This is a genomic window from Streptomyces sp. NPDC007808 (assembly GCF_042868655.1).
In the GTDB taxonomy this organism is placed as follows: Bacteria; Actinomycetota; Actinomycetes; order Streptomycetales; family Streptomycetaceae; genus Streptomyces.
The window spans coordinates 185411-203727 of record NZ_JBIAEQ010000006.1; the positions used below are offsets into that span (position 1 = coordinate 185411).

Consider the following 18317-nt stretch of genomic DNA (forward strand, 5'->3'; position numbering starts at 1 on the left):
CGGCCGAGACCGCAGGTTGCACTCAGCCGGTCCGCGACGCCCGCAGGATCCGAACGTCCTGCCGGGGGCTCAGGTGCGCGGCACGCTCACCGCGGTCGCCACCAGCCCCCGTCGGACCGCCCACCGGCCCTCGAAGTGGTCGACCCTGCGGTCGCCCACACGCGGGCCCGGCACGAGGAGCCGGGCCCGGAAGCCACCGCCGTGCCGCTCACCGGGGTCGGCGAAGACGTCGATGTCGGCCTCGGAGAAGTCCAGCCACTTCCCGGTGAGGGGGAACCACGCCTTGTAGACGGACTCCTTGGCGCTGAACAGCAGCCGGTCCCAGTGGACCGCGGGGTGGTCGCCCGCCAGGCGGCGCAGCCGCTCCACCTCGGCGGGCAGGGCAACGGCGGGCAGGACGCCCTCCGGGAGCGTGTCGTGGGGCTCGGCGTCGATACCGAGGGAGGCCAGGTCGGCGGTGCGGACCAGTGCGGCGGCACCGTAGCCGTCGCAGTGGGTCATGCTGCCGGTCAGGCCGGCCGGCCAGCCGGGGGCACCTCGTTCGCCGGGCAGGATCGGCTGCGGCGGCACACCGAGCTTCTCCATGGCCCGGCGGGCGCAGGAGCGTACGACGGTGAACTCGCGGCGGCGCTTGGCGACCGCCTTGGCCACGACCGCCTCCTCCTCGGGGTACAGCGTCGCGTCCGGGAGTTCGTCGTCGCCGTACACCTCGACGGCGACCACCGTGTCGGGTAGCAGTTCCTCGATCACCGGGCCACGTCCTCCCAGGGCAGAATCCGGCGCAGCCGTCCCGGCGGTTCCGGTCGCTTGCGCCATTCGCGTGGATATCCCACCGACACCTCCTCGAAGCGGACCCCCTCGTGCCAGGTGGTCCGCGGGATGTGGAGGTGGCCGTAGACCATGGCCCGGACGCGGAACCTGCGGTGCCAGTCGGCCGTTCGCCGGGTGCCGCACCACATGGCGAACTCCGGGTACCACAGGACGTCGGTCGGGTGCCGGTCCAGCGGGTAGTGGTTGACGAGGACGGTGGGCAGGTCGTCGGGCAGTTCGGCCAGCCGGCGCTCGGTGCCGGCGACCCGGGCCTCGCACCACGCCTCGCGGGACGGGTACGGGTCGGGGTGCAGCAGGTACTCGTCGTTGCAGACGATCCCGGTCCCGTGGGCGTACCTCAGCCCCTCCTCCTTGGTCGCACAGCCGGAGGGCAGGAACGAGTAGTCGTACAGCAGGAACAGGGGCGCCACGGCCACCGGGCCGCCGGGGCCGTCCCAGATGGGGTAGGGGTCCTCGGGCGTGGTCACTCCGAGTTCCCGGCACAGGGCGACCAGGTGTGCGTAGCGCTCGACGCCGCGCAGGGTGACGGTGTCCTTCGGATGGGTCCACAGCTCGTGGTTGCCGGGTGCCCACAGGACCTTGCGGAAGCGGCCGGCGAGTGTCTCCAGGGCCCAGCGGACGTCGGCCACGGTCTCGGCCACGTCACCGGCGACCAGCAGCCAGTCGTCGTCCGAGTCGGGCCGCATCTTCTCGACGAGGGCGCGGTTCTCCTCGTAGCCGATGTGCAGATCGCTGACTGCCAGCAGCTGCCCGGCACCGCCGACCGTCGACGTCACTCCTGGCCCCTTTCCGATCATCCGAAGGACACCACAAGAACACAGGCCCCCACGCAGGTACAAGGCGGTATCGCGTCGGCGCACCGGCCGGTGGTGAGCATGGGCCGGGCGGGCGCGCGGACCCGGGAGGATGATCGGAAAATCCGTAACCCGTACGTTGCACGCGGCACCGCTCGATAGCCGTATGATCGCCCCAACACCACCGCCATGAACGTCCCTTCGCACGGGGCGGTTTGGTGTCCCTCCAACCACCCTGCCCGGGCACGGGCCTGCTTCGCCCTGCCCGCGAACCCCGAAAGGACGGCCCTGCATGGTCTCTCGCGTACGCGTCTGGCTCAACCGCACGTACGCGGAGAACGTGTTCTTCATGGATCAGCTGCGGAGAAATCCCAGCGACCGGGCGGTCGAGATCCATGCGACGCACGGCGACGCCGACTCCCCCGTGCTGGCCGCCGCCGACACCGCCGAGCTGGAGCCGGAGGGCCTGTCCCCGGCCGCGTACGTCGAGTACGCGCTCGACCAGTGCCGACGCCGCGGCATCGACGTCTTCGTACCGCGGCTGCACCAGTCGGCGATCGTGGCGCACCGCGCGGACTTCGCGGCGGCCGGTACGGCGCTGCTGGCGCCGCCGCCCCAGGCCGTGGCGGTCTTCCAGGACAAGGTGATCGCGTACGAGGCGGTACAGGCGATCGGGGTTCCGGTGCCGCCGTGGTGGCGGGTGCGCACCGCCGATGAACTCGTCGCCGCCGTCGAGGAGTTGGAGGCGCGCGGGCACAAGGCCTGCTTCAAGCCGGCCTCCGGTGCGGGTGGCGTGGGCTTCCGGATCATCACCCGCTCGCCGTTCTCTCTCACGCACCTCAGCGGGTTCCCGACGCCGTACGTGCAGCTGGGTCTGGTGCTGGAGGCGTTGCGGCAGGCCGATGAGCCGGTGGACTGGCTGGTCATGCCGCGGCTGGAGCAGCCGGAGGTGTCGGTGGACTGCCTCACCGGTCCCGACAACCGGGTGCGGCTGGCGATCGGCCGGGTCAAGAACGGGCGGCGGCGCGGGTTCACCCTGCAGGACCAGTGGCTGGAGCCGGCACGGCTGATCGCCGAGGGGTTCGGGCTGCACCACCTGTCCAACATCCAGTTCCGGATGTTCGGTGAGACGCCGGTGCTGATGGATGTCAACACACGTCCGGCCGGCGGGCTGCACCAGCTGTCGTTGTGCGGGGTCAACGTGCCTTGGCTGGCTGTGCAGCTGGCGCTCGGGGAGGACCCCGGCGAGGTGGTTCCGCCGTTCCTGGGGCAGGACTACACGGTGGTGTCCGGGCTGCGCCCGCTGCGACCGGTGTCGATTCCGCAGCAGCGGTCGGAGGTCGAGGGGCCGTTGCTGCCGGCGGTGCCCTCGCCGGCTCCGGTCGACCCGGTCGCGAGCGGGGCGGCACCGGCGCTGCCGATCTAGGCCCAGCCCCGCGGTGGCACCGCCGGATCGACCGGCTGGGAAAACTTTTTTCCCGGAAGGTGTATCAGGGCCCCGACCGCGCGCTCATAAGGGTGAAAGGCAACGGGGGAACAACGGGGGGAACGCACCACCCACGGGGGAACAACGGGGGAACACGGGGGCTTCGGGTCGGCCGGCGCTGTCACGGGGGCGGCGGCCGGCCGACTCGAAGGAACCAGGTGAGCCGCGATCAGAAGCGGCCCGAACCCCGGTGGGTGAACCAGGGTGGTACCGGCACCCGGTCAGCTCCCCTCACCTGGCGCCGGTGGCCTCACCGCGCCGCAGGCGGAGCGTGAGGACCTGGAAGGGGCGCAGGGCGACGGCTACCGCGCCCTCCGCGGTGATCTCCGCGTCCTCAAGCGGTCGCTCCAGCAGGTCGGTCACCTCGGCGCCCGCGAGCGGGAAACCCGTGCGCACGGTGCCGGTGGCACGGCCGCCGCGGGACTCGTAGAGGCGTACGACGACGTCGCCGGAGCGGTCGTCGGCCAGCTTGACCGCCTCGACGGTCACCCCCTCACCGTCCACCGAGACGACCGGCTCGGGCGCGCCCGCCGCGTCGGCCACCCGCAGGGGCAGGTTGAGGGCGTACCCCTCGGCGACGGCGTCCGCGATGGCCGCGCCCGGGAGCAGGGAGTAGGTGAAGCGGTGCCTGCCCTGGTCGGCCTCGGGGTCGGGGACGCGTGGGGCGCGGACCAGGCTGAGGCTGACCCTGGTGGTCGTACCGCCGTCCTCGCGGACCGTGCGGGAGACGTCGTGGCCGTACGTGGAGTCGTTGATGACCGCGACGCCGTAACCGGGTTCGCCGATGTGCAGCCAGCGGTGGCCGGAGACCTCGAACCGTGCCGCTTCCCAGCTGGTGTTGGTGTGGGTGGGACGCTGGATGTGGCCGAACTGGATCTCGGCGCTGGAGTGCGGCGCCCGGATGTCCACCGGGAAACCCGCCTTGAGGATCTTCTCGGCCTCGTGCCAGTCGATCTCGGTCTCGATGTCGATGCGCGCACTGCCCGCCCGGACCGTGATCGTCTGGGCGATCCGCGAGCCCTTGCCGAAGGCGCGCTCGACACGGATCGCGCCCACCAGCGGGCCGTCCTCGACGACCGTGACGGACTCGGCGTCCAGCAGGTCCGTGTAGCGGTTCCTGTAGTGCTTGTCGATGTCCCAGGCGTCCCAGTAGTTGGGCAGGTCGGTGTGCAGGCGCAGCAGGTTGCCCGGCTCGGCGAGGACTTCGCGGTCCGCCCGGAGGTCGTACACGGACGACAGGGTGCCGTCCTCGGCCACGTCCACCCGGACCAGGCCGTTGTCGAGCACCCGGCCGGTGACCGTCACGGGCCGCGCGGGTGCGGCATCGCTCAGGGACGCGCTGCCGCTCGCGGGCACCTCGACGTAGACCGGTGCGCCCTCGGTCGTGCGGACCACCTCGGCCCGCGGGTACGGGCTGGTGTTGAACACCCGCGCCGAGCCGCCGCCCAGCGCCACGACCGCCTCCGTCGTCAGCGCCTCCAGCTCCTCGGCGACCCGGGCGTACTCGGCCTCCGCCTCCCGGTGCACCCACGCGATCGAGGAGCCGGGCAGGATGTCGTGGAACTGGTGGAGCAGGACCGTCTTCCACAGCCGGTCCAGCTTCTCGTACGGGTAGGCGTAGCCCGGCGCGTGCAGCGCCGCCGTCGTCGCCCACAGCTCGGCCTCGCGGAGCCGGTGTTCGCTGCGCCGGTTGCCCTGCTTGGTGCGGGCCTGGGAGGTGTACGTGGCCCTGTGCAGTTCCAGGTACAGCTCGCCGACCCACACGGGGGCGTCGGGGTACTCCTCGCGGGCCTTCGCGAAGAACTCGTCGGGGTGTTCGACGACGACCTTCGGCGAGCCCTCCAGGTCCGCCAGCCGGCGTGCCCGCTCCATGATCTCGCGGGTGGGGCCGCCACCGCCGTCGCCCCAGCCGAAGGGGGCGAGGGAGCGGGTGCCGGCGCCCTTCTCGGAGTAGTTGCGGACCGCGCGGTCCATCTCCTCGCCGCTGAAGCGGGCGTTGTAGGTGTCGACCGGCGGGAAGTGGGTGAAGATGCGGGTGCCGTCGATGCCCTCCCACCAGAAGGTGTGGTGGGGGAACTTGTTGGTCTGGTTCCAGGAGATCTTCTGGGTCAGGAACCACTCGTTCCCGGCGAGCTTGGCGAGCTGCGGGTAGGCGGCGGTGTAGCCGAAGGAGTCCGGCAGCCACACGCCCTTGGTCTCGACGCCGAAGTGCTCGATGAAGAACCGCTTGCCGTGGATCAGCTGGCGGGCGATCGCCTCGCCGCCGGGCAGGTTGCCGTCGGCCTCGACCCACATGCCGCCGACCGGCGCCCACTGGCCCTTCTTGACCGACTCCTGGATCCGGGCCCAGACGTGCGGGTAGTTGTCGCGCACCCACTCGTACTGCTGGGCCTGGGAGCAGGCGAAGATGAAGTCGTCGTACTCGTCGGCCAGGGACGTGACGTTGGAGAAGGTGCGGGAGGTCTTGCGCTTGGTCTCGCGGATGGGCCACAGCCAGGCGGAGTCGATGTGGGCGTGGCCGACGCCGGAGATGACGTGCGCGCTGGCGTGGGCGGGCCTGGCCAGTGCCGGGGCGAGCACCGCACGGACGGCGGCGGCGCTGCCCGCGATGTCGTCGAGGTCCAAGGCGTCCATGGCCCGGTCCAGGGTGTGCATGATCTCGTGGCGGCGCGGCTCGTGCTCGCCGAGGTGGACCATGAGGCCGCGCAGCACCTGCAGGTCGAGGTCGAGGTGCCAGACCTCCTCGTCGAGGACGGCGATGTCGGCGCGCTTGAAGGTGTAGAGCGGCTTGTCGCCGGCTGTGAGGACGTCGCCGAGCGGGGTGGGGGCCGCGAAGTCGTTCGCCAGGATGTCCGGGTTGGAGGCGGCTTCCACCAGGTACTCGACCGGTTCCCCGCCCGTGGCCGGGTTGGCGATCGGCACGTACTGGTTGAGCGGGTTGACGGCCTTCAGCGGTGTCCCGTCCAGCCGGTGCACCAGCGCCTCGGCCTGGTTGCCCGGCCAGTCACCGACGAAGCCGAGGTCGATGACGGCCTCGACCCGGCGGCCCGCGAACCCGGTCGGCACCTCGCCGCGCATCCGGAACCAGGTGGTGCCCCAGGGCGGACCCCACGGGGTGTCCATGGTGAAGGGCTCGTAGGGCGCGGCGGCGGCCTCCGCGAAGGGGACCGGCTCCCCCGGCGCCTGCCAGGCCTCTACCTCGAAGGGGACGGTGGCCGCGTAGATCGCGGGCTTGATGCGCTGGGTGTGGAGGCGCTCGACGCGTTCCTCGATCCGGCGGCGTTCGTCGTGCATGAGGGTTCTCCAGAGAGCCAGGGAGGGGACGGAAGCTCGGGGGCCTGGTGAGCCGGGCCGGAAAGCCGGGAGAAAGCGCTTACCGACCGGTGCTCACCTAAGGTACGCCAGGCCAGGGTGCACCGCGGTGTAGCCCTCCACCAGCCTGCGCGCCACGTTCACGGAGTCGACGAGCGGATGCAGGGCGAACGCCTTGACCGCCGTCGCGCGGGAGCCGGACTCCGCGGCGGCGAGCACCTCGCGCTCGACGGCCTTGACGGCGCAGACGAGCCCGGTGGCGTGGCCGGGCAGCGGGGCGACCGCGACCGGGTGGGCACCGTTGGCGTCGACCAGGCACGGGACCTCGATGACCGCGTCGGTGTCGAGCACGGACAGGGTGGCCTGGTTGCGGACGTTGAGGATCAGAGTGGTGCGTTCGTCGCGGGCGATGGCCCGCATCAGGGCGAGCGCCACCTTCTCGTAGCCGCCGGACAGGTCGTCCGCGTCGCGCTCGCCGGCGCCGGCCGTCTCACGGTTCTCGGACATGTAGGTGGCCTCGCGCTCGGCGCGGGTGCGGTCCCAGATCTCCAGGGCGGACGCGTCGGGGTCGCGCATCCGCTCGTAGAAGCTTGCCTGCTGGTCGCGCAGGAAGGCGCCGCGGGTCTTCTCGGCCTGCCGGTAGGCGCGGACGGCTTCCCGGTTGAAGTAGTAGTAGTGCAGGTATTCGTTGGGGATCGCGCCCAGCGAGCGGAGCCAGTCGACACCGAAGAGCTTGCCCTCCTCGAAGGAGCCGAGCAGGTCGGGGTCGGCGAGCAGGCGCGGGAGCTCGTCGCGCCCGGCGACGCGCAGGCCGCGCACCCAGCCGAGGTGGTTGAGGCCGACGTAGTCGATCCACGCCTCGCCGGGGTTCTTCACCCCGAGGACGCGGGCGATACGGCGGCCGAGGCCGACCGGCGAGTCGCAGATGCCGATGACGCGGTCGCCGAGGTGGCGGGACATGGCCTCGGTGACCAGGCCCGCCGGGTTGGTGAAGTTGATGACCCACGCCTTCGGCGCCAGGCGGGCCACCCGCCGGGCGATGTCGACGGCGACCGGCACGGTCCGCAGGCCGTAGGCGATGCCGCCCGCGCCGACCGTCTCCTGGCCCAGGACACCTTCGGCCAGGGCGACCCGCTCGTCGTTCGCCCTGCCCTGAAGTCCGCCGACGCGGATCGCCGAGAAGACGAAGTCGGCGCCGCGCAGCGCCTCGTCGAGGTCGGTGGTGGCACTCACCCGGGGTGCGTCGGGGACGCCGGCCGCCTGCTCGGCGAGCACACGCGTCACCGCGGAGAGCCTTTGCGCGTCCAGGTCGTGCAGCACGACGCGGGTGACCCGGCCCTCGGCGCGGTCGCCGAGGAGCGCCCCGTACACGAGCGGCACGCGGAAGCCGCCGCCGCCCAGAATCGTCAGTCTCACTCTTGCACCTCTCCTGCCACGACCACCTCGACGCCCGCCTCCTCCAGGGATGCCCGGGTCGCCGGGTCGACCGGCGCGTTCGTCACCACCACGTCCAGGTCCTGTGGACCGCACACCTTGGCCATGCCCGTTCCCGGGAACTTGGCCGCGTCCGCGAGCAGCACGACCTTGCCGCCGGCCTTGATCATGGCCCGTTTGACCGGCACCTCGACGACCGTGGTGTCCATCACCTGCCCACCGGGCCGCACTCCACTGGTGCCCAGAAACAGCCAGTCGGCATGCAGCTGGCGCAGGTTGTCCTCGGTGAGGAAGCCGACCAGGGAGCGGTACTCGCGGCGGACCATGCCACCGAGGAGCACCAGTTCGATGCCCTCGTCGTCGGCGAGCTCCTCGTAGACCACCAGGTTGCTGGTGATCACGGTGAGGCGGCGGCCGTGCAGCCGGCGGGCCAGCCGGAAGGCGGTGGTGCCGATGTCGAGCAGCACCGACTGACCGTCCTCGATCATCGCGGCGGCATGCGCGGCGATGGCGTCCTTCTCGGGCACCCGCACCTCGGCGACCTCGGCGAAGGGCTGGTCGCCCTCCTCCACGACCGCACCGCCGTGCACGCGCGTCAGCAGGCCGTCCTCCTCCAGTTTGACCAGGTCGCGCCTGATCGTGGCCGGGCTCACCCCCAGCTGCTCGGAGAGATCGGTCACGGCCGCGGGGCCGCCGGAGCGCAGGGCCCGCAGGATCAGTTGGTGTCGTCGTTCTGCCAGCACGACTTGAACACTACTCGTCATCCTCAATCATCACCATGCTCATTTCTGCTCGGGTATTGACCAATCTCTTCGATCGGCGCACGATTCCGCTCACCGCATGTGAAGAGTTCTGACGATTTCTGATCTCCGGCGAGCGGGGGTCCCGACCGAGAGGACGCGATCCGTGGACGACGACCGGCCCGATGTGCTGCTGACCGGGCTGCTCTTCTACGACCTCGTCCTCACGGGGCTCGCGGGGCCCCCGACTCCGGGCGAGGAGATCTGGACGGACGGCATGGGCTGCGGCCCGGGCGGTATCGCCAACCTGGCGGTGGCCGCCGCCCGCTTCGGCCTCAGGACCTCGCTGGCGACGGTGTTCGGGGACGACCTGTACGGCGCGTACTGCCGGGAGGTCCTGAGCGACCAGGAGGGCATCGACCTGTCGCTCTCCCGCACGGCGGACGGCTGGCCCACGCCGGTCACCGTCTCCCTCGCCCTCCCCCACCCCCGGCTTCGCTCGACCGGGGGGACCCCCGTCCACGACCGGGCCCTCGTCACCCACGGTCGGCAACCCCCGTACTCGCAGGACGCGCTGACGGGAGACCCGCCCGAGGCGCGCACCGCCCTCGTGCACATCGAGGCCGAGCCCCGCGAGTGGCTGGCCAAGGCCGCCGCGAACGGCACCCGGATCTACGCCGACGTCGGCTGGGACCCCACCCAGCGGTGGTCCACCGACCTGCTAGACCAGCTGTCCCTGTGCCACGCCTTCCTCCCCAACGAGACCGAGGCCATGGCCTACACCCGCACCGACAGCGCGGTCGCGGCCCTCGGCACGCTCAGCGAGCTGGTTCCGGTGGCCGTGGTGACGCGCGGCGGCGACGGTGCCGTCGCCGTCGACCAGACGACCGGCGAGTACGCGCAGGTGCCGGCCCTGGACATCGATGTCCTCGACGCGACGGGCGCGGGGGACGTGTTCGGGGCGAGCTTCGTGGCGGCCTCGCTGGGCGGCTGGCCGCTGGCGGAGCGGCTGCGGTTCGCCGTGCTGGCCGCCGGGCTGTCCGTCCAGCGGCACGGCGGGGCGCTCGCGGCCCCCGGCTGGTACGGCGTCGACCGCTGGTGGCGCTCCCTGAGCGATCCCGAACTGAAGCGGGCGTACGGCTTCCTGACGGACCGGCTCCCGGACGATCCGGGTCCGCCGGTCGCGTACGCCCCCGTCACCCCGTCCGCGCGACGGCCCTGACCGCCCGCGTGCCCTCCCCCACGTGCCCCTCCCCTACGAAGTCCCGAGAAGATCCGAAAGGCGGTGGGAGCTGTGCGGCTCTCACGAAGAGGCCTGCTGCGCGCGGGTCTGGCCGGAACGGCCGCCACGGCGCTCGGCGGCCTGGCGTCCGGCTGCGCCGTTCCGACCGGCTCGACCGGCAGGAACATGGTCCTGTGGTACTGGAGCGGCGGTCTGAGCGACACCGTCGTGAAGGACGCCAGGGTCCGCTACGGCCGTTCCGTCGATCTGCAGGCGATCCAGATCGGCGGCTACTACCGCTCGAAGCTCATCACGACGATGGCGGGCAACGCCCACATCCCCGACATCGCCGGCCTCAAGGGCGAGGACATGGCGTCCTACCTGCCCAACGCCGACCAGTTCGTCGACCTGCGCACGCTCGGCGCCGACAGGTACAAGGACCGGTACCTCTCCTGGAAGTGGGACCAAGGGGTCGCCGAGGACGGCTCGATGGTCGGCTTCCCCATCGACTGCGGTCCGGTCGCGCACTTCTACCAGTACGCCGTCTTCCGTGCGGCGGGACTTCCCCACGAGCCCGACGACGTCTCCGAACAACTCGACACCTGGGAGAAGTTCTTCGCGGCGGGCGAGCGGCTCAGGAAGCGGATCCCGGGCACCTGGCTGCTCACCGACGTCAACGCCGTCTTCGAGAACGTGGTGCAGCAGGGCAGCGAGCGGTACGTCGACAAGGACCGCAACTTCATCGGCGACGGTGAGCACGTACGCAACGCCTGGGCGCTGTCGGTGGAGGCCAAGCGGCGGGGCATCGTCTCCAGCATCGTCAACGGCACCCCGGACCAGATATCGGCCAAGGAGAGCGGCAGGCTGCCCAGTCAGCTGGGCGCGTCCTGGGCCACCGGTGATCTCAAGAACGAGGTGCCGAGGACCAAGGGCCGATGGCGGGTGGCGCAGATGCCGGTACGGCCCTCCAACAACGGCGGTTCGTTCCTGTCGGTCACCAAGGCGTGCCGGGAGCCCGAGCGGGCTTTCGAGATCATCACGTGGCTGCTGAACGCCGAGAACCAGGCGCAGGGCTTCGTCGACGCCGGTCTCTTCCCCTCCACCCCCGCCTCGTACGGCATGAAGAAGCTTCGGGAGCCGGACCCCTTCTTCGGCGGCCAGGTCACGATGGACGTCTTCGGGCCCGCGGCGCAGAAGATCGCGGTGGCCCACGACAGCCCCTTCGACGTGGCGCTCGGCCAGCCCATCAAGGACGAGATCAAGAACGTCGGTGTCCTCGGCAAGGATCCGAAGAAGGCCTGGGAGGACGCCATGAGCAAGTGCCGCCGTATCGCCGAGCACCTGGGGGTGAGCTACTGATGGCCGTCATCGAGCGGACCCCGCCCGCCGTGGCGCAGCCCGCACCGGCCCGGCCCAGGACGGGTGTGCGCAAGTACTGGCACCTGTACGCCGCGATCTCTCCCTTCTATCTCCTCTTCCTCGCCTTCGGCCTGGTCCCCGTCGGCTTCTCGCTCTACCTGTCCTTCCACCGCTGGGACGGCCTGGGCTCGATGGAGTGGGCGGGGCTCACGCAGTATCAGTACCTGCTGAGCGACAGCGACTTCTGGCAGTCGATCGGGAACACGATCCTCATCTGGGCGCTGGCCACCTTCCCCATGATCTTCCTGGCGATGGTGACGGCCGTGATGCTCAACTCGGCCGTCCGCCACAGGAACCTCTACCGGTTCGCGTACTTCCTGCCGAACGTCACCTCGGTGGTCGCGATCGCCATCGTCTTCGGGTCGATCTTCTCCACCGACTTCGGCCTGGTGAACGCCCTGTTGCAGGCCGTGGGCCTGGACCAGGTGGCGTGGCTGAACACGCCCTGGGGCATCAAGGTCGCCATCGCCACCCTGATGACCTGGCAGTGGACGGGCTACAACGCGATCATCTGCCTGGCCGGACTCCAGACCATCCCGGGTGACCTGTACGAGGCGGCCCGCATCGACGGCGCCGGGCCCGTGCAGACCTTCTTCCGGGTGACCCTGCCCCTGCTGCGGCCGACGCTGCTGTTCGTACTCGTCGTCTCGACGGTCACCGGGCTGCAGAGCTTCTCCGAGCCGCAGGTGCTGCTGCAGACCACGGCCAACGAGTCGACGTTCTCGGGCGGGCCCGACCACGCCGGCCGGACCATGGTCCTCTACTTCTTCCAGCAGACCTTCGACAACAACGACTTCGGCTACGGCGCCGCCGTGGCATGGGGCATCTTCCTCGTCGTCGTCCTCTTCTCGATCATCAACTGGCGTCTGCTGCAGCGCCGGGGCGAAGAACAGTGAGGCCGGTCACCATGGCATCCATCAAGGGTTCTCGGCGCCGGGGCATCGCCCTGCACGCGGTGCTGGTCGTCGGTCTGCTGCTGTCGGCCTTCCCGTTCTACTGGGCCGTGATCATGTCGACGCACACATCGTCGGAGATCTTCTCCTACCCGCCCAAGCTGCTGCCGGGCTCGCACTTCCCGGAGAACGTCCGCAACCTGTTCGACACGATCGACTTCTTCGGGTCGATGGGCAACTCGCTGCTGGTCGCGACGACGGTGACCTTCCTGGTGCTGTTCTTCGACTCGCTGGCGGCCTTCGTCTTCGCGAAGTTCCGGTTCCCGGGCCGCAAGCAGCTGTTCGCGCTGCTCATGCTGATCTTCATGGTGCCGGCCCAACTCGCCGCCATCCCGCAGTTCGTGATCATGGCGAAGATCGGCTGGATCGGCTCGATGACCGCGCTGATCGTGCCGGCCGCGGCCAACGCGTTCGGCATCTTCTGGATGCGCCAGTACATGCGCAGCGCCATCCACGACGAACTGCTCGACGCCGCGAAGCTGGACGGCGCGAGCTTCATGCGCCAGTACTGGCACGTGGCGCTCCCGGTCGTACGGCCGGGCCTGGCCTTCCTCGGCATCTTCACCTTCATGAGCCAGTGGAACGACTACGCCTGGCCGTTGATCGCCCTCACCAACCCCGAAAACGTCACCCTCCAGGTCGCGCTGTCGCAGCTCAACGGCACCCACGGCACCACCGACTACGGCATGGTGATGACCGGTGCGGTCCTCGCCCTCGTCCCGCTGCTGATCGTGTTCGCGATCGGCGCCCGGCAGATCATCGGCGACCTCGCGAAGGGAGCCGTACGCGGATGACGAGCGATCCCCCGATCGCCCTGCGGCCCTGGGAGGCACCCGAGGTGACCCCCTGGGCGCGGCTGCCCACGAACGCCGTCGACCGGCGCCCCGGAGCACTCCCCCTCGACGGCGACTGGCGCTCTCGGTCGCTGCCGGCTCCGGACGCGCCGGTCGGCGGTGCCGGCTCCTCGGCGTACGTATCCGGCACGGGGACCACGCTTGGCACGGACGGCCTGCCGCGGTACCCCGACGTGCGCCTGCCGTTCGCCGAGGGTGCGGGCAGACGCGGATCTCGCCTCCGACATCGCCCGCCCCATGTACGCGCCGCCGGCGCACTGCGCCGCCCACGCGCCCTCCCGGCGAGCAGACCGGGCCGCTCATCCAGCGCGAGTAGGGGCACGCCATGGGCAACGGCAACGGCACGCCGGCCGATCACTGGGCCGCCATCGAGGTCACGTCGGCTTTTCAGGGCGGGTTCATCCGGGAGTCGGGGGACCACGGGATTCTGCGACGCGTGAGCGACGGAAGACCGGCCGGGCGTGGGGGCCCCGGGCCCTGTGACAACGGTGTCGCCGCGCCCGGTCACGTGCCGGGTGACGGCGGTGAGGCGTGGCTGGAGCCGACCCGCTACCACGCCGAGGACCTCGCCTCCGCACGGCACCACGACGAGCCGGTCGCCCGGCCCGGCTGCGTGGTGCCTCTCGCCGCCGCGCACCAGGGCTCCGCGTCATGCGGTCCCGACACCGCACCGTCCTACCTCGTCGCGACGGGTGTCCACCTCTGCGGCTGGACCCCGCGCACCCTCTGAACCCCCAACGGGCTGTCCTCACCTCTCACGGAGCACACGTGTGTATCTCGCATGACCCCACACCGGGCGAGGCCGCGCAGGCCGGTGCCGCCCGACGCGGTTTCCTCCGGGCGTCCGCGCTGCTCGGCGCCGCGGCCACCGCCTCGGTCGTCCTGCCGGCCACCGCGCAGGCCGCGGCCGTGGACCGCCGGCGGCCCGACACCGACAGCCGGCGCTTCACGCTCGCCGTGATGCCGGACACCCAGTACCTCTTCGACGGGCCGAGCATCGACAGGGCGCCGGTCGAGGCGTCCCTGCGCCATCTGCTGGAGCACGACCGTGCCGAGAACATCGTCTTCCTCTGCCATCTCGGCGACCTCACGCAGAACGGCACCGAGCCCGAAGTCGCCGCGATCAGCGAGGCGTTCCGGCTGCTGGACCGGCGAGGCATGGGCTACAGCGTCCTCGCCGGCAACCACGACGTGAGGTCCTCGACGGACGACCAGCGCGGCGCGACGCCGTATCTGGACGCCTTCGGGCCGCGGCGGTTCCGGGGGAAGAGGACGTTCGGGGGTGCGTCCGACGACGGCTACAACACCTTCCACCTGTTCCGTGCCGCCGGCCGCGAGTGGATGGTGCTGGCGCTGGACTGGCGGCTGTCGGCGAAGGGCTACGCGTGGGCCGAGGAGGTGCTCGCCCGGCACCCGAGGACGCCCGTCGTCCTCACCACGCACGAGCTCGTGGTGGAGGACGGCTCCCTCTCGGCGTACGGCCGGCAGCTGTGGGAGCGGCTGATCGAGAACCACGATCAGATCTTCCTCACCCTGAACGGGCACTACTGGCCCGCCGCCCGGACCACCCTCAGGAACGCGGCCGGCAACGACGTCCATCTGCATCTGACGAACTACCAGAACCGCTACTTCGGCGGCGCGGCGATGATCCGCCTCTACCACTTCGACCTCGACCGGAACGTCATCGACGTGGAAACGGTCTCCCCGTGGATCCTGGGGCGGGCCGCGGAGGGACTGAACGCGCTGGAGCGACAGGAGATCGAACTCAGCGGTGACGCGGACCGGTTCAGCGTCGGGATCGACTTCGCGGACCGCTTCTCCGGCTTCGCCCCGGTGCCGGCCCGTCCGGCGCGTCCCGCGTCCCGGATGCTGGTCCCGGGCACGATGGCGTACTGGCGGTTCGAGAAGCCGGTGCAGGGCACCGTCCGGGACCTGTCGGGACGCGGCAACGACCTCACGCTCGTCACGGTGGGCGACGGCAGCCTGGGCTGGTCCGGGGACCATCACCCGGACCAGCCGGGCCACGGCAGCCTTGAGTTCCGGGGCTTCAAGTCCCCGCTGCGGGGCGCGTACCTGCGTACCGTCGACGGCGCGCCGCTCAACTCGGCTGAGTTCGAGACCGGTTACACCGTCGAGGTCTTCTACCGTCTGCCGGCGGACTGGGACCCCGCGCACCACGCCTGGTCCGGCATCATCAGCCGCACCGGCACCGGTGGCGCCGCCGGCAGGACCGCCGACGATCCCGACGAGCCGCTCGCCACCCTCTCCCTGTCGAACGACCGGGAGCCCCAATGGGCGATGCGCCCGCTCGACCAGCAGGGCATCGCGACCAACTGGGGCCAGCAGACCCCGCTGGAGACCTGGTGGCACCTCGCGGTCGTCAACGACGGCGAGCACACCACGATGTACGTCGAAGGCTGCCCCGTCCTGCGCAATCCCAAGGCGCCCGCGCTCGGCATCACCTCCGTCGGCCTGCCCTGGCTGCTCGGCGGCTACGAGTACGGCGGCAGGATCGACCAGATCCTGTACGGCCGGCTCGGCGACGTCCGGATCGTCGCGCGGGCGCTGCCCGTCACGTCCTTCATGAACCACTGACGCCTAGAGGATCCCCATGCCCGAACAGCGGCTCCCTTCCTGGGCCGACCCGTCCGTCTCCCCCGCCGCCCTGGACACGCAGGGCATCTCCCGGCGCGGCCTCCTGCGCCGCGCGGGCCTCTTCGGCGCCGCGTTCGCCCTCGCGCCCACGCCATCGGCACTCGCCGCCGACGACGGCAGGCGCCTCGGAGGCGAGGATCCGCGGCTCGGCTACGTCGTCGGCGACCACCACGTCCACAGCGTCTACAGCCACGACGCCAAGTACACGTTCTCCCAACTGGCCGCCGCCGGCGCCCGGTACGGCCTCGACTGGATGGTGTTCACCGAGCACTCCAACTTCGGGCACGCCAGGTACGGCGCCCGTCTGGAGCACGAGGAGATACTCAGGGCCCGCGCCGAGAACCCGCGTCAGCTGATCTTCCAGGGCCTGGAGTGGTACATCCCGGCCGCCGAGCACTGCACGGTCTTCGCGGCGCCCGGCCGCCACGAGGTGGACCTGCTCACCCGGTTCGAACTGGCTTACGACGGAAAGCTGCTGGGCTATGACAAGGGCGGTGCCGCCGACCCGGACACCGCGCGCAACGAGGCCCACGCGGTCGAGGCCCTGAAGTGGCTGGCCGAGCAGCGCCGCACCGGCTACGTGGACGACGTCCTGGTCATCGCCAACCATCCGCTGCGCCTCGGCATCGACTCCCCGCACGAGATGCGGGCCTGGCGCGACGCCGCCCCGGAGATCATGATCGGCATGGAGGGCGCGCCGGGCGCCCAGGGCGCGGCCGTCCCCGGCCTGCGCGGACCGACCTCGATCCGCGGCGAGTACGAGAACAAGCCGTCGGGGCAGTCGTGGCCCGGGTACCCGGCGGACGCCTACGTGACGTACGGCGGCTTCGACTGGGCGACCGCCACGGTCGGCGGACTGTGGGACGCGATGCTGGCCGAGGGCAAGCTGTTCTCGATCACCACGAACTCCGACGCCCACCGGATCGTCCTCGACACCTGGAGGAACGGCGACTGGCCGGCGGGCGGGAACTTCGACAACACCGGCCGGCTCCCGGACCCGGTGCGCACCGACACCCCGCAGCCGGGCAGCGACTTCTGGCCGGGCCAGTTCAGCCGCACCCACGTCGGCGTCACCCGGTACGGGTACCGCGCGGTGATGGCGGGGCTGCGCGCGGGCCGGGTCTGGCTCGACCACGGGCATCTGCTCGACGGCCTCGACGTACGTCTGAAGCGGGACCGCGACGTCGGCCGGGGTGTCACGCTGGGCGGCCGGCTGCGTGTGCGCAAGGGCGAGAGGCTCACGTTGTACGTGACGGTGACCACCGCCTCCCGTCCCAACCCGCGAGGCATCCTGCCGGAGTTGGCGCACGTGGACGTCGTGCGGGGCGCGGTGCGCGGCGCGGTGGCCGACCGGGACTCCTGGCGGGCGCCCGACACCAGGGTCGTGGGGACGAAGGACGTGAGCGGCCGCAAGGGGACGTACACGCTGCGCATCCCCCTGACCGCCGGGGACGAGTCCTTCTACGTCCGGCTGCGCGGCAGTGACGGCAACCGGCACGGCGTGGGCCGGCTGGGGGCCGCGATCGACCCGCACGGCCCGATCCCGCACCCGCCCGGGGACGGTGACCCGTGGGCCGATACGTGGTTCTATTCGAACCCCGTATTCGTCGACGTGGCAGGAGCCTGATGAGACGTCACTTCCTTTTCCTGGGTTGCTTGTTGACGGCGTTGACGCTCGGCGCGGGGACGGCGTCAGCCGCCGGTGACCCGCGCTGGGCGGAGACCGGCCGGGCGTACACGGACACACTGGGCGGCGGCCAGGGCCTGGCCAGTCGGGCGGACGGCTCACTGCTGTACCGCGGGCTCGCCTCCATCCCGCTGGACCTGCGGATCAAGGGCTGGAACCATGTGGGCGACCCCGACATCGCCCGCGGCCACACCTTCGACGCCTACCAGGGCCCGGACACCGCCACCTCGAAGATGTTCGCGGTCACGACACCGGCCGGGAAGCGCTACGAGTACGTCCACCCGCTCAACCCCGGCGAGAAGCTCAACAACTCCTTCGCCACCGTCTCGCCCGACGGGCAGTGGCTGGTGGCGGGTGAGTGGGGGGAGCAGAAGCGGCTCCAGGTCTTTCCCGCCCCCCTGCTCAACCCGGCCACGCCGCCGACGGGCGGGGAGCTGAAGGAGGCTTGGCAGATCACCCTGGACAAGCCGGTGCGCGACATCCAGGGCTGCGACTTCGTGACGGAAACCCGCCTGCTGTGCGCCTCGAACGACGCCTCGGGAGCGCTGTTCCCCGAGATCCGCCCGCTGCTCCAGGTGGACCTGCCGCGCAAGGTGGACGGCGGGCCGATCACCGGGGTGGTCAAGAACCTGCTCGCGCTGCCGCAACGCAGTGTGTGCAAGGGCGCCTTCGAGACGGAGGGCGTCGACTACGACGTGACCAGCGGGACCCTGCGGGCGCAGATGATCCCGCCCGGAGTGTGCGCGGTGGCGACGGCCGTCTACTCGTACCGGCAGGTCACGGACTGATCGACCCGAGGCGCGGTGGGCCGCGTGACGGACCGGAGTCACTGCGGCCCCCGTCCTGACGTCGGCGTTCCGGGGCGGCCAGGCGCATGCCTCTCGGCCATTGCCCCGCAAACGGTTTCCCGGGGTTCCTGCTGCACGGCAC

Annotated in this window: 13 protein-coding genes and 1 pseudogene; 9 read left to right on the forward strand and 5 right to left on the reverse strand. The window is 71.1% G+C overall.

What is annotated here, in order from left to right; genetic code table 11:
- Positions 1-69: 69 nt before the first annotated feature.
- Together ACFYNL_RS23225 and ACFYNL_RS23230 are read right to left on the reverse strand one after the other, a co-directional pair.
- Complete coding sequence (locus ACFYNL_RS23225; RefSeq protein WP_388806548.1) at positions 70-750, reverse strand: 4'-phosphopantetheinyl transferase; 681 nt, start codon at positions 748-750, stop codon at positions 70-72.
- Positions 747-1607: a metallophosphoesterase family protein gene (locus ACFYNL_RS23230; RefSeq protein ID WP_388806550.1), complete on the reverse strand. Its 861-nt coding sequence runs from the start codon at positions 1605-1607 to the stop codon at positions 747-749. Before ACFYNL_RS23230 ends, ACFYNL_RS23225 begins: the two co-directional genes overlap by 4 nt.
- 310 nt (positions 1608-1917) lie before the next feature.
- On the opposite strand from ACFYNL_RS23230, the gene ACFYNL_RS23235 reads away from it, so the two are divergent.
- Entirely contained in the window at positions 1918-3051 is a 1134-nt protein-coding gene (locus tag ACFYNL_RS23235; RefSeq protein ID WP_388806552.1) for an ATP-grasp domain-containing protein, read from the forward strand.
- 291 nt (positions 3052-3342) lie between these two features.
- On the opposite strand, the gene ACFYNL_RS23240 is transcribed toward ACFYNL_RS23235, so the two are convergent.
- The 3 genes from ACFYNL_RS23240 to ACFYNL_RS23250 all read right to left on the reverse strand — a co-directional run bounded on the left by ACFYNL_RS23240 (position 3343) and on the right by ACFYNL_RS23250 (position 8600).
- Entirely contained in the window at positions 3343-6405 is a 3063-nt protein-coding gene (locus ACFYNL_RS23240) for an alpha-mannosidase (RefSeq protein WP_388806554.1), read from the reverse strand.
- A gap of 93 nt (positions 6406-6498) precedes the next feature.
- Positions 6499-7839: a 6-phospho-beta-glucosidase gene (locus ACFYNL_RS23245; protein WP_388806556.1), complete on the reverse strand. Its 1341-nt coding sequence runs from the start codon at positions 7837-7839 to the stop codon at positions 6499-6501.
- Positions 7836-8600 (reverse strand): DeoR/GlpR family DNA-binding transcription regulator, encoded by a 765-nt coding sequence (locus ACFYNL_RS23250; RefSeq protein WP_388806558.1) that lies wholly within the window; start codon positions 8598-8600, stop codon positions 7836-7838. Before ACFYNL_RS23250 ends, ACFYNL_RS23245 begins: the two co-directional genes overlap by 4 nt.
- 163 nt (positions 8601-8763) lie before the next feature.
- Here ACFYNL_RS23250 and ACFYNL_RS23255 point away from each other — a divergent pair, with 163 nt between their 5' ends.
- The 8 genes and pseudogenes from ACFYNL_RS23255 (at position 8764) to ACFYNL_RS23290 (ending at position 18175) form a co-directional block, all read left to right on the forward strand.
- Entirely contained in the window at positions 8764-9819 is a 1056-nt protein-coding gene (locus ACFYNL_RS23255) for a carbohydrate kinase family protein (protein WP_388806560.1), read from the forward strand.
- Between the two features lie 72 nt (positions 9820-9891).
- Complete coding sequence (locus tag ACFYNL_RS23260) at positions 9892-11178, forward strand: extracellular solute-binding protein (RefSeq protein ID WP_388806562.1); 1287 nt, start codon at positions 9892-9894, stop codon at positions 11176-11178.
- Positions 11178-12134, forward strand: a complete 957-nt coding sequence (locus ACFYNL_RS23265; RefSeq protein WP_388806564.1) for a carbohydrate ABC transporter permease — start codon at positions 11178-11180, stop codon at positions 12132-12134. The genes ACFYNL_RS23260 and ACFYNL_RS23265 overlap by 1 nt, the downstream gene beginning before the upstream one ends.
- Positions 12135-12145: 11 nt before the next feature.
- Positions 12146-12985: a carbohydrate ABC transporter permease gene (locus tag ACFYNL_RS23270; RefSeq protein WP_388806566.1), complete on the forward strand. Its 840-nt coding sequence runs from the start codon at positions 12146-12148 to the stop codon at positions 12983-12985.
- A 261-nt stretch (positions 12986-13246) separates the two neighbouring features.
- Positions 13247-13574 (forward strand): annotated as a pseudogene (locus ACFYNL_RS23275) (glycoside hydrolase family 2 TIM barrel-domain containing protein); the annotation flags it as partial.
- A 239-nt stretch (positions 13575-13813) separates the two neighbouring features.
- Positions 13814-15640, forward strand: coding sequence for a LamG-like jellyroll fold domain-containing protein (locus ACFYNL_RS23280; RefSeq protein WP_388806568.1), 1827 nt, complete (start codon positions 13814-13816; stop codon positions 15638-15640).
- Positions 15641-15656: 16 nt separating this feature from the next.
- A complete protein-coding gene (locus ACFYNL_RS23285; protein WP_388806570.1) occupies positions 15657-17327 on the forward strand; it encodes a PHP domain-containing protein in 1671 nt (556 codons plus the stop codon).
- Positions 17327-18175, forward strand: coding sequence for a hypothetical protein (locus ACFYNL_RS23290; RefSeq protein WP_388806571.1), 849 nt, complete (start codon positions 17327-17329; stop codon positions 18173-18175). The genes ACFYNL_RS23285 and ACFYNL_RS23290 overlap by 1 nt, the downstream gene beginning before the upstream one ends.
- The last annotated feature ends 142 nt before the right edge of the window (positions 18176-18317 follow it).

Coding starts and splice junctions, on each gene's coding strand:
- ACFYNL_RS23235 (WP_388806552.1), top strand. CDS start 1,918: ATGGTCTCTCGCGTACGCGTCTGGCTCAACCGCACGTACGCGGAGAAC.
- ACFYNL_RS23240 (WP_388806554.1), bottom strand. CDS start 6,405: ATGCACGACGAACGCCGCCGGATCGAGGAACGCGTCGAGCGCCTCCAC.
- ACFYNL_RS23265 (WP_388806564.1), top strand. CDS start 11,178: ATGGCCGTCATCGAGCGGACCCCGCCCGCCGTGGCGCAGCCCGCACCG.
- ACFYNL_RS23270 (WP_388806566.1), top strand. CDS start 12,146: ATGGCATCCATCAAGGGTTCTCGGCGCCGGGGCATCGCCCTGCACGCG.
- ACFYNL_RS23285 (WP_388806570.1), top strand. CDS start 15,657: ATGCCCGAACAGCGGCTCCCTTCCTGGGCCGACCCGTCCGTCTCCCCC.
- ACFYNL_RS23290 (WP_388806571.1), top strand. CDS start 17,327: ATGAGACGTCACTTCCTTTTCCTGGGTTGCTTGTTGACGGCGTTGACG.